Here is an 11,795-nt window from a genome sequence, read left to right as displayed (position 1 = left end):
GAGGTTACGCTAAAATTTTATTGATGCGTTCCTGTTCTTCTTTTGTAAAAGAATAATTTTCCAAACAACGGATAGAATCCAGCACCTGTTCCGGTTTACTAACACCCAGTAATACCGACGTGATACGTTTATCTTTTAATACCCAGGCCAATGCCATTTGCGCAAGGTTTTGTCCACGTTCAATTGCCAATGTATTTAGTTGTTGCACTTTTGCAATTTTTTCATCAGAGATGGCATCTTCTTCAATTGCACCGTTGCCTCTGTGGCTTGCAGCCCTTGAGTTTGCAGGAATGCCATTTAAATATTTATTGGAAAGCAATCCCTGCGCCAGCGGCGAAAATGCGATACATCCAACCTGGTTTTGCTCCAGCACATCTAATAACCCATCTTCTACCCAACGATCGAACATGGAATATTTTGGCTGATGAATTAAGCAAGGTGTACCTAACTGTTTTAAAATGCTGATCGCTTTAGCCGCTTCTTCGGGCTGGTAACTTGATATACCCACATATAATGCTTTACCCTGGCGCACCATCAGGTCAAGTGTACCCATGGTTTCTTCCAAAGGCGTACTGGGGTCTGGACGGTGGTGATAAAAAATATCTACATAATCCAGCTGCATTCTCTTTAAACTCTGATCAAGACTGGCAACCAAATATTTTTTTGAGCCCCAGTCTCCATAAGGGCCCGGCCACATGCCCCAGCCAGCTTTGCTGGAGATGATCAGTTCATCGCGGTAAGGAACAAAATCATCCTTGTATAATCTGCCGAAATTTTCTTCTGCAGATCCCGCAGGCGGACCATAATTATTTGCCAGGTCAAAATGCGTAATGCCATTGTCGAAAGCAGTGCGCAAAATATTGCGGGCATTTTCCAGGTTATCAATATGGCCGAAATTGTGCCACAGCCCAAGTGAAAGAGCAGGTAAAAGTAAACCGCTGTTACCGCAACGGCGATATTCCATTGATTGGTATCGGTTGTCATTTGGCAAGTATTGCATCGTGTATAGTTTTATACTTTAAATATAGTGTAGTTGATCAAAATGACCGCAGTTGTCCTAAAAACCCGTGGTCCAACAGGTAGTTTTGCCGTTAAATTCAATAAAAAAAGAAAGCCGGAAGCAATTTGGGAAGCATTTATTTGCTACAACATTGTTGCTTCTTTTCGTTGAAGCCACAGTATATTTCCCTTGCTTTTAATAGCATCTTTATTGACAACAGAAATATGGTGCGATGAATCTGAAAATACTTGCCAAAAACTCAATTCTCGCTCCTCAACCGTATCAAAAGCCTTGCGTGACAGTCATGAAGTAAGTGCCGTTACCAAAAAGAAAGTACTTAAAAAGCAAAAGAGGTTAATTACCAGGTAAAGCCATCGGCCAGCAGCCAGCGAAAACAAAAAAGTAAAACCATCGCTGTAATGATTCCATAGGTGATCAATGATTTTTTTGAGCCGGTTATCAATGGCATAGAATCCATCGCCCAGGAAAAAGGCTACCATGTTTTGATTCATCTTAACCATGAGGATATGCAAAAAGTTAGGTAACCCATGAGATCGCCTGCAGCAGCCGATCCTACATCCAAATCATTTTCGCCGCACACTTCCGTTTTAATACCAGCCTGGTCAAATAATTTTCTGCCTCCACTCTCAATGTACCTTTTACAGGTACTACTTTATGCAGATGCAATGCGGTAACACCGGTATTACCCGATATTACATTTACGTTATCAATCCAATTGTTTTTAAATACAGGTAAGAGCGAATCGGGGTTGTTGATCCTGCAGTCGTCCAACGGCCGGAGTTTGATTTTGCCACATTTAAATAAGAGAACCCCTGGGTATTTCTCAAACAGCACTTATTAACAGACAAATATGCGGTGTAAGTAACAGTCTTTTTTCTCCAAGAAGTCAATTAATAAAAGCAGCTCCAAGAATGTCCGGCACCCCCGTTATTCCCAGATACTTTTCAATTCATACACATCAAGATTAGTAATTTTTGCTGTACCGCCCTTTGCTGATAAAGACAATGTGCGGTTGCTATCAGCAAGATTGATATTGATGGGCATAAATACCAGGCCTTTGTTTGCAAATATTTCCAGGCCTGTACGGTCTGCGTAAACAACCAAACTCAACCTGCCATTTATTAAAGCTACGGACGCTTTTACACCATCCACTTGTAGCTCTTTACCGGCAACATTATAAACAACCGGTACGCCTCTTATATCCAGCACCACTTCACTTGCTTTGCCCGGTTCAACATCTATGTGTAGTTCAGCCAGTTCAATATTTATATTTTTCAAAGGATTGCTTCCGTTTTCTTTTACGGAAAGCTTCCCAAGCTTGTAAGCCTTGCTGCGCAGGCCTTCTACCTCTTTCACCGGCATGCGGGTCAGGCGAACTCCTTCCGGCGTTTGCACCAGTTTATGTTCCAGCGGCAGACTCATAGACTGGTTGAAAGTCATGTCGTCTTTTTCTGTGTTGGTACGCCACCAGCCGATTTCAATGCGACGGCCATCCGGTACGTTGCTAAAGGTTTGTGGTGCATAAAAATCGCGGCCGTGCTGTTCCTGCAGGCGTTGCTGTTCCGGTGTAAAAGTAGTGCCATCAAAAGTACCTATTGCGTATTGTGTATTAGCGCCGGTTAATATCCATTTTTTTACGCCGGGCATACCTTCTACCGGCAACTCATAAAATTCAGGACATTCAAACAGGTAGCGATCGTTGCCAACGCCCCCCATTACCGTGCTTGCCTTTGTCCAGTTTTTAAGATCGGGTGAAGTGAGGAACTGCATGCTATGCTGTTCATTGTTTCCTCTTTCAACCCATATCACCATTACCCATTTTTTTGTTGGTTCATACCAGACAACTTTGGGATCCCTGTTGTCTTTATTGATACGGGGCACCACTGCCCTATCAAAGGTTTGAAAGTTGCGGCCATCCGTGCTCCAGCTCATATACTGCCCCCATCCCCTGGCACCTGTATGAAACATTACCATGGCTGGTTTACCATCTTTGCTGAAGCCAATTGTATTGTTACTGTCCACCACGGCGCCACCGCTAAAAACCGGACCTCCCTGGTCGGGATGCAGTGCATCACCCAAGTCTTTCCAGTGAATTAAATCTTTTGTTACGGCATGACCCCAGGTCATATTTCCCCAGCCACGGCCATAAGGATTGTGCTGGTAAAACAAATGGTATTCGCCATTATAATACACCATACCATTTGGATCATTGGTCCAGCCACGCTTTGGTGAGAAATGAAACTGGGCCCTTAATTTTTCTTTGTAGGTATTGGCATTGGTATCTACATCGCTTTGCACAATGGGCGTAAAAACTTTTGAGCCATTGCTGACCTTATCAACTCTTAATTCTACTTCTTTTCCTTTCCATTGATCTATCTGCAAATAGGCATACCAGTCAGGAGTTCCTTCCGCAAGTTCGATGTCAAAAAAACGGGTGTTCACGCCATCCACCCATATCTCAATATTTCTTTTTGAAGCACCATTTTTAACCGGCAAAACGAGGTACTTTTTTTCAGCGGTAAAATAGCTTGCAAAATTATGTGTGGCAGCGTTGTTTTCCTGTGCTATAACCGCCTGGAAAAAGGCAACACATAAAAAAACCTGCAGCAATCTTTTCATCATGATTAAGTTATTAAACCGATATTAAAAATGTTAAACCAAAAAAGGGAACTTCAATTTAAGTCAATTACCAAATACTTTTAACCTGGGTATATTTTAGTTTGGGGAAAGTGTTTTTTCCCTTCCCTTGCAAATGAATAAACTTGTATGGTGTAGTTGGAAAAAAAACAGAGGTCATCACCGTTAATCCGTCATCTGCAAATAATTCAACAGAACTTTTATCCACCAGTATAGAAATATTCATAGCCGCATTATTCGTTAGCCTGGGTGCCCAATGTTTGGCAGCAAAGTCCTTATTAAAATCAACTTTTCCCGAAGCCGAACGATCAATAAAATATTGATTTGAATTTTTGTCGTAACCAATAATCAGTTTCTCATTGACGTCATTTGACAAATCCAATGAGAAGTCATTGTTTGTATTCATTGAAATATCCAGCCTGCAGGGAAGTATTATTTTGGCGCCGCCGTCTGCGACTGACACCGGCTTTGATTGAATAGCAGCCAGTTCTGCCACAGGTTTTGATGTTAAAAAAACGCTTTCCCCAACCTGTTTTAATTGCAGTTCCCGGGGAATGGTCATTGCATTTCGCCATTTTTCAGTTGGTACCTGGTTTGCATACAACCAGTTCGTCATCCAGCCGATTAATATTTTTCTTTTACCAGTATTCGACCAGGTTACACCGGCATAATTATCTGGCCCATAATCCATCCACCGGGTATCTTTTTGATCAGTCGTAAAAGTTGTACCATCAAAATTGCCAATAAAATATTGCGTGCCTGATCCACCGTTGGGCGCTCCCGGGTTCAGGTTAACTATTAACACCCAACGTTTGCTTAAGTGTCCTGTTTTGTTATCGCTATACTCCAACTCTATTAAATCCGGGCACTCCCAGCCACCTCCATGTGCGCCAAGGTCTTTTCCAAAATCACTTTCCTTTTTCCAGTTTTTTAAATCAGGTGATGAATAAAAACTAACGATATCCCTTGCCGCAAGTACCATAATCCACTTTTTTTGTGGCTCAAACCACATCACTTTCGGATCCCGGAAATCTTTGATGCCAGGGTTTTTGATCACGGGGTTGCCAGCATATTTAATCCACGTTTTTCCTTCATCGAGGCTATAGGCGATACTCTGATTTTGGAAATTATTTCTACCTGCTTTTTCTCCAATCGTATCATGCTGGGTAAAAATAGCTACCAGGGGTTGCTGGCCTTTCTTACCAAAATCTGCTGTGTTATTTTTATCTACTACCGCACTGCCCGAAAAAATAGTTCCCAAACTATCCGGGTAAATTGCGATGGGTTGTTGTTGCCAGTGAATTAAATCCTTACTGGTGGCGTGCCCCCAATGCATTGGCCCCCATAGCGAACTGTACGGATTGTACTGGAAAAATAAATGGTAGACCCCATTATGATAAACCATTCCGTTGGGATCATTCATCCAGTTTTTCTGAGGCGAAAAATGAACCTGGGGGCGGTATTGCTCTTTCATTTGTACAGCGTGCTGCGCCGATAAATTCCCCGTACCCAAAAGAAAGAAACAACAAATCAAGATCGCAATTTTTTTTATTTTCATGTCATCAGTTTAATGATTACTCAATTTAATATCTGGTAAATTAACGACTCTTATCCTATTATTGATTAACTAAAAAATTTTATTATTATCAATGCTGTTTAGTCAAACTGCAAAAAATTTCTTTGGTTGCAAAAAAGGAGGAAGTAGAAACTTCCCCCGTGCATTGTAAAAAAACGACTGCCTGCTATAGGAAGCACTCAAATTAAAAATTTGTTATGCCTTAATAAGTATTCATTAACCCTTATCAATAGCCTGGATTTTGCTTGTACAAACCATTGGTAAATGTAATCTCTGATTGTGGAATGGGTAAGTATTCATCGCGGCCTGCTGTGAATTTAGCTGTTGCTAAAAATGTCCTCCTCACTTTTTCAATGTTTATATATGCATTTAACGTTGGCTCAGCAATGCCCCATCTTACCAGGTCAAAAAAACGTGATCCTTCGGTTGCAAACTCCAGTCTCCGCTCCCATTGTAATGCTTTAAAGGCATAATCTTTGGTCCAGCCTGCTGCAGGGTATTGCCCCACATTGTAATGCGATGCAAACGTTCCATCTGCTTTTTTTAACCGGCCTGTACTGGCCGCTGCCCTTGCCCGTATTTGATTAATCAGTGGCAACGCTTTTTCCTGTTGACCCAATTGAATGTATGCCTCGGCCTGCATCAGCAAAACATCGTCGTACCGGATGATATCATAATTTTTAGCAACTCCCATAAAAGGGCCGTTTTTAAAATAAGATGAACTGCTGGCCAATTGCTGATTGCGCATGGTATGAAAATTTCCATATACACCAGGATCTCTTACCCAACTGTTGCTAAATGGTAAGGCGTTATTGTATTTATACGGATGACCTTCAATGCCTACTGTATGGTCAATGCGAACGTCCACTGTAGCAGTATTTAAATCTGCAATACCATTGTTGAAAGTTTCAAAATTAGGCAGGCCATTGGCATCTGTAGTAAAAGCGTTTACCAAGTTCTGACTGCTGGCATGAAAGCCGCAGCAACCATATTGCGGAGCGCCGTGTGGATAGTTTAGGCCATCTTCATAGTTCAATCTTCCGGATGTAGTACCATCGTTGATAGAAAATTGAATTGCAAAAACAGACTCCGGGCCATTCTCAGTTTCAGGTAAAAAGTTATTGGCAATGTCAGCACTCAATGCATATTTTCCAGAAGAAATAACTGCCTGTGTTAAAGTAACCACTTGTTGCAACAAGGGCTGGTCAATACTTGTAACATGGTGCGTTGCATCCTGCTTATAAGCCTGGTATAACCTTACTTTTGCAAGATAAGCCTCTGCGGCATGTTTGTTTGCTCTTGCAAGTTCTGGCTGCGTTTCCGGCAAATTATCAATTGCAAATTGAAAATCATCTGCAATCTTATTCCATGACGCGTCATTGTCTAAATCGTTGGCTACTTTTAATATATCAACATCAGATGCGGTTTCATCGAAAATCGGGATATTCTTGTACAGTTTTTTCATGATGAAATAACTGTGCGCCCTTAAAAACCGCAGTTCTGCCTGTCTTGTTTTTTTCTGTGGATAATCTGCATCAGCCAGGGAGTTTACTGCACGCAATGCGACGTTTGCCCTGCCGATTGATTTAAACAAATTTTTCCAGGTGCGAAAAATGAATGCATCAATGGTAGGCGTTACCAGGTTGTAATGTTCCATGGCATCTATTTCGCCCACATCACCTGTTCCTCCGCCACCTTTATATGCGTCATCCGATCGTACACTGCCATATACCCAATCGCTATAGATGGGACCAATCATGTCGCCGTTTCCTATAGCTGCATACGCTGCTGTTACCAAGCCTTCCACCTGCGAAGGCGTAGGGGCCGCTAAATCTGCAGATGATAATAAACCTGTCGGTTTGTAATCCAATTCCTTTTTACAAGAACTAAAAAACAATAGTCCGGATGTTATAAAAGTTGCTATAATTATCTTTTTCATGTTGTTTTAGTTTTTACTTTAAAATGATGCGTTAATACCAAAAGTGAATGTTCTTGGAATGGGTACCGGATCCAAATCAATCCTTTCAGGATCCGGACTTATATAGCTCTTGCTTTTGAACCAGAAAAGGTTTTCAGCCATGGCAAAAAAGCGCAGTCTTGAAAAAACAGATTTGGGTTGAATGTTGTATCCCAACTGGATATTACGCATTTTGAAATAAGATGCATTTACAAAGAAATAATCTGAAGTACGGGTTTCATTATTATTATCTTTCAGCGTTAAGGCAGGCACTTTGGTATTGGTGTGCGTCGGTGTCCAACCATCAAAAACGCCTGGTCCTACATTCTCACGACTTCTCATTAACTGGTTAAACATGGAGTAAACATCAAAGCCTGTTTTGCCTGCTACACCTGATCCAAAAATGGATAAATCAAATTGTTTGTAAGACAGATCTACCCTTAAACCATATTCAAGTTTGGGCAACGTTGAACCAAGCCATGTTCTGTCGAGGTCATCAATTTTTCCATCACCATTAATATCTACATAGCGAATTCTGCCCGGACCGGCACCAATTTGTGTAGGTGCTTTGTCCACTTCTGCCTGTGATTGAAAAAGACCATTCGTTTTATAACCAAACACATCAAACTGAGAGTGGCCGATAATTGTATTGACAAGATTACCTGCGTAAGCCGGCCGTACATTTTCAGGAAGCTCTGTAATCTTGTCTCTGAAGTGCGCAAAATTGAATTGAACATTGTATTTCAGATCGCCGGTTTGGTTACCGCGGTAACCCAATACAAGTTCCCAGCCTTTATTACTTTTTGAAGCGCCATTTACTGCTTTGGTTTGTCCTTCACCCAGTGCAGAAGCAACAGGAGGTGTAATTAATATACCAGTTGTTTTCCGGGTAAAATAATCGAATGAACCGAAGATTTTATTATTCAGTATGGTGAAGTCTACCCCTGTGTTTATTTCATCTGTTGTTTCCCATTTCAACGCAGTATTGGCTGCCTGTGTCTGCACAAAACCTGAAGGCAGGTTGCCTGTATTTGCACCCGACAATGAGTAAGCTGTTCCGATATTCATATACTGCTCCCAAAAACCGCCAACCAATTGTGATAACACGGTACCATATCTTGTATCAAATAATCCAAAGCGTGCCAGGTCACCAATTTGCTGATTACCCACACGTCCTACTCCAGCCCTCAATTTTAATTCGGAGAAAATTTTATTATCCGCCATAAATGATTCTTTGTCTATCTTCCAACCTACTGATGCGGCAGGAAAAACGCCATAGCGGTTATCGGCACCAAACCTTGAAGATCCATCCCGGCGAACAGTGATGGCCGCAAGATATTTATCTGACAAATTGTAGTCAACACGTCCAAATAAAGAGAACAGCCTGTTACCTGTTGAGCCCCCGGTTACAGTTGTGTTACCAGTACCGGCACTCAGGGTAAAATAATCTTCTGTTTGCAGCGCATAGCCTTCTTTTTTTGTTGACTGGTAATTAAGATCAGTCTTGATATATTCTGTACCTGCCAACACTTTAAAATGATTTTTTTCACCTAAATCAAAATTGTACCGCACCGTATTGGAGAGTGTAAGACTTAAATAATGATTTTCATCAAATGATAAACTGTTAGTTGTCCGGGCCAATGCGCCTTCAGCAAATGTTGGCGTAATTACTTTATTTAAAAACCTGGCATCATCTGCACCAATACTTGTTTTGAAGAATAGATTTTTAACCGGCTGAACTTCTGCAAAAATATTTCCGAATGAACTCAGGCGATTTGCATTATTCCATTTGGCCAAATCCTGCATGTGCAACGGATTATTTCTGTCGGAATAACCAGCGCCCAATTCACCAGCATAGGTTACCCCATCTTTTTGATACACCGGAATTGTTGGTACTAAAGAGACAGCAAGATTAGTAGTTGCTGCTCCGCCCAAGTCTCTTGCCGTCAATGTTTCATTGGAATTGGCGATGTTTAAATTGATGCCGAATAACAACTTATTATTAAAAGCATGTGTTAATGCATTGATACCGCCGCTCAACCTGTTGTAGCCAGTGAACCTTAACATGCCCGTGTTTTTGAGGTAGCCGAGGTTAATTTCCAGCGAGGAATTTTTATTGCCTGCAGAAACTGTTAAATTGTTATTGGTTACCAGGCCGGTTTTATACATAACACTTTGCCAGTCGGTATTGCCGGCAGGAGTATTTTGATCGCCACCTACAAAAGGCTTCACTGTTACTCCGTTTAATACCGGACTATTGTAATCGTTGTTCCAGTCGAAACCATAAATTTCTCCGTATCCGGCTGCCGGGTCCTGCTTGTCATTTACGGAGGCCTGCCACAATGCTTTTCCCCTGTCAAGTGAATTCAGCATTTTAAACCGCATTGCCTTTTCTGACTGACTTGATACGCTGCTGTTCAATTGAAAATTTACTTTACCATCTGTGTTACCGCCATTTTTTGTGGTAACGATAATAACACCATTGGATGCACGGGATCCATAAATGGATTCAGCTGATGCATCTTTCAACACCTGCACCGATGCAATGGATGCTGCAGGTATATTTTGAAATACTTCCGGTCTTGTGGTAGGGACACCATCAATGATATACAACGGATCGGTATTGCCTAAAGTGTTGGCACCACGGATCAGTATTCTTCCATTTGAACCATTAGGCGAGCCATCCTTTTCGATGTACAATCCTGCAACTCTTCCCTGCAAAGCCTGCATGGTATTGCCTGATGTATTGTTTTTAACGGGTGTTAAATCCACTACCGCCACTGCCCCGGTTAAATCTTTCTTTTTCTGCGACGTATAACCTACTACAACAACCTGATCAAGGCTGTTGGCAGCAGCTTCCAATTCAACAGAAGGATTTTTTGTATCAGCGGTAACTTTCAGGTCAACCGACTTCAGTCCCACGTAAGAAAAAACCAGCGTTTCGCCGATAGCAGCTTCTATGGAATATTCCCCCGCGTTATTGGTAATAACAGTTTTGGTTTTTGAACGCACTGTTACGCCAGACAAAGGTGTTTTATCGGCCTTGCTGGTAACCACCCCCGTAATGGTCTTTTGCTGTGCAAAAGAAAACATCGCCAGTAATAATAATGGCAATAAGAAAAACACTTTTCTCATAAATGAAATTTTAATTGTTAAATAATTAGTAGCAGTAAAATCGTATTGTTAGTAAAAAAATCCATGGTAGTTTTTAAACAACTTCCTTTACTTTTCCTTCAAAACTCTTGCGCTCTGTCATAAGTGTGGCTTCCAGTTCTTCAAGCGAAACCCCTTTTGTTTCAGGCATTTTCGTAAGCACCCATATCAATTGCAACATCATCATCACCGCAAAAAAGGCAAAAATTGGCCAGGGGTTATCTTTAAATATTCCGTTGTTACTATCTAAAAAAACTGGTGTTATCAGTGTTATAATAGCTGCAAAAATCCAGTGAACGCTGGCACCAAATGACTGACCGGTAGCCCGTATTTTGTTGGGGAAAATTTCTGAAATAAAGACCCAGATCACTGCGCCCTGCCCTATGGCATGGGCCGCTATAAAAAGCAGTAAAAAGCTCATTAAAAGTACAGGGCTTGCATGCGAGGCAAAACAGCCTGCCACCATTGCCAGACTTATGATGTAACCAATTGACCCAATCAGCAACAATTTTTTTCTGCCCAGTCTGTCAATAAGATAAAGACCCACAAAAGTGAAAATTAAATTGGTGCCGCCAATAGCAATTGAATTAAGCAGGGAGTCTTTTGCGCCTAATCCTATTTTAGACAATATCTCCGGTGCATAGTAGAGGATAAAATTGATACCAGAAAGCTGGTTAAAAAAGGCAATTAAAAATGCCAGCGAAATAATGACTTTGTGTTTAGAACTGAAGAAACCACTATTTTTTTCAAGCAAAGATTCATGCTGGTTGCTTTTTATTATGGCGGCTATTTCCGCGTCTGCATCTGCAACACCAATCAGTAACAATGTTTGTTTTGCTTTAACCAGGTCGTTCTTTTTTGTAATCAGCCAACGGGGGCTTTCAGGCACGCCCAAAACCATCACTGTATAAATAACCGAAGGGATTGCCAGCACACCCAACATCCAGCGCCAGTCGTTGACACCGCCAACACCTTGTAAAAAATAATTGGAAAGAAAGGCGACCAATATGCCAAATACAATATTAAACTGGTACATCGCACCCAGTTTACCACGGGTAGCCGGAGTTGAAATTTCAGAAATATAGGTTGGTGCCACCACTGAGGAAACACCAATACCAATACCGCCTATAAAACGAAAAAATGAAAAGGTGTAAGGATCCTGTGCCAGTGCTGAACCAACAGCGGAAAGTGCGAATAGAATCCCGATCCAGAACAACACTTTTTTACGGCCATATTTTTCGGTGGGGATGCCACCAAATATGGATCCAACCAGTGTACCCCACAAGGCCATCGACATTATAAAAAATCCATGAAATAAAGGAGAAGTATGCCACAATTCTTTGATGGGAAGATTGGCTCCTGAGATTACAACCGTATCAAATCCAAAAATAAAACCAGCCAGTGCGGCTACAATAGACCATTGAAATAGTTTGCTTTTATTCATACAGCAG

General features: G+C 41.5%; 8 protein-coding genes. All 8 read right to left on the bottom strand.

Translation table 11 applies throughout. The features are described 5' to 3' along the window. Window positions 1–4 precede the first annotated feature (4 nt). The 8 genes from mgrA to JWR61_RS03135 all read right to left on the bottom strand — a co-directional run bounded on the left by mgrA (window position 5) and on the right by JWR61_RS03135 (window position 11,788). Window positions 5–1,000 (bottom strand): L-glyceraldehyde 3-phosphate reductase, encoded by a 996-nt coding sequence (gene mgrA / locus JWR61_RS03170; protein ID WP_301926406.1) that lies wholly within the window; start codon window positions 998–1,000, stop codon window positions 5–7. A gap of 302 nt (window positions 1,001–1,302) precedes the next feature. Further along, window positions 1,303–1,521, bottom strand: a complete 219-nt coding sequence (locus JWR61_RS03165; RefSeq protein ID WP_301926405.1) for a hypothetical protein — start codon at window positions 1,519–1,521, stop codon at window positions 1,303–1,305. Between the two features lie 52 nt (window positions 1,522–1,573). Next, window positions 1,574–1,792, bottom strand: coding sequence for a hypothetical protein (locus JWR61_RS03160; protein WP_301926404.1), 219 nt, complete (start codon window positions 1,790–1,792; stop codon window positions 1,574–1,576). Window positions 1,793–1,948: 156 nt separating this feature from the next. Continuing rightward, complete coding sequence (locus JWR61_RS03155; protein ID WP_301926403.1) at window positions 1,949–3,643, bottom strand: DUF4980 domain-containing protein; 1,695 nt, start codon at window positions 3,641–3,643, stop codon at window positions 1,949–1,951. 64 nt (window positions 3,644–3,707) lie between these two features. Beyond that, a complete protein-coding gene (locus tag JWR61_RS03150) occupies window positions 3,708–5,216 on the bottom strand; it encodes a glycoside hydrolase family 32 protein (RefSeq protein ID WP_301926402.1) in 1,509 nt (502 codons plus the stop codon). Window positions 5,217–5,460: 244 nt separating this feature from the next. Further along, on the bottom strand, window positions 5,461–7,173 hold the full coding sequence (locus tag JWR61_RS03145; RefSeq protein ID WP_301926401.1) for a RagB/SusD family nutrient uptake outer membrane protein: 1,713 nt from the start codon (window positions 7,171–7,173) through the stop codon (window positions 5,461–5,463). An 18-nt stretch (window positions 7,174–7,191) separates the two neighbouring features. Further along, window positions 7,192–10,326: a SusC/RagA family TonB-linked outer membrane protein gene (locus JWR61_RS03140; RefSeq protein ID WP_301926400.1), complete on the bottom strand. Its 3,135-nt coding sequence runs from the start codon at window positions 10,324–10,326 to the stop codon at window positions 7,192–7,194. 73 nt (window positions 10,327–10,399) lie between these two features. Next, entirely contained in the window at window positions 10,400–11,788 is a 1,389-nt protein-coding gene (locus tag JWR61_RS03135; RefSeq protein WP_301926399.1) for a sugar porter family MFS transporter, read from the bottom strand. Between the last annotated feature and the right edge of the window lie 7 nt (window positions 11,789–11,795).

Origin of the sequence: Ferruginibacter sp. (genome assembly GCF_028288465.1) — a bacterium.
Lineage (GTDB): Bacteria > Bacteroidota > Bacteroidia > Chitinophagales > Chitinophagaceae > Ferruginibacter.
Note: the sequence above shows the minus strand (reverse complement) of the source record. Positions and strands in the feature narration are given on the sequence as shown.

Excerpts from the sequence above, each read along its gene's own strand:
- mgrA (WP_301926406.1), bottom strand. The coding sequence starts at position 1,000 with ATGCAATACTTGCCAAATGACAACCGATACCAATCAATGGAATATCGC.
- JWR61_RS03165 (WP_301926405.1), bottom strand. The coding sequence starts at position 1,521 with ATGGTTAAGATGAATCAAAACATGGTAGCCTTTTTCCTGGGCGATGGA.
- JWR61_RS03155 (WP_301926403.1), bottom strand. The coding sequence starts at position 3,643 with ATGATGAAAAGATTGCTGCAGGTTTTTTTATGTGTTGCCTTTTTCCAG.
- JWR61_RS03150 (WP_301926402.1), bottom strand. The coding sequence starts at position 5,216 with ATGAAAATAAAAAAAATTGCGATCTTGATTTGTTGTTTCTTTCTTTTG.
- JWR61_RS03145 (WP_301926401.1), bottom strand. The coding sequence starts at position 7,173 with ATGAAAAAGATAATTATAGCAACTTTTATAACATCCGGACTATTGTTT.
- JWR61_RS03140 (WP_301926400.1), bottom strand. The coding sequence starts at position 10,326 with ATGAGAAAAGTGTTTTTCTTATTGCCATTATTATTACTGGCGATGTTT.
- JWR61_RS03135 (WP_301926399.1), bottom strand. The coding sequence starts at position 11,788 with ATGAATAAAAGCAAACTATTTCAATGGTCTATTGTAGCCGCACTGGCT.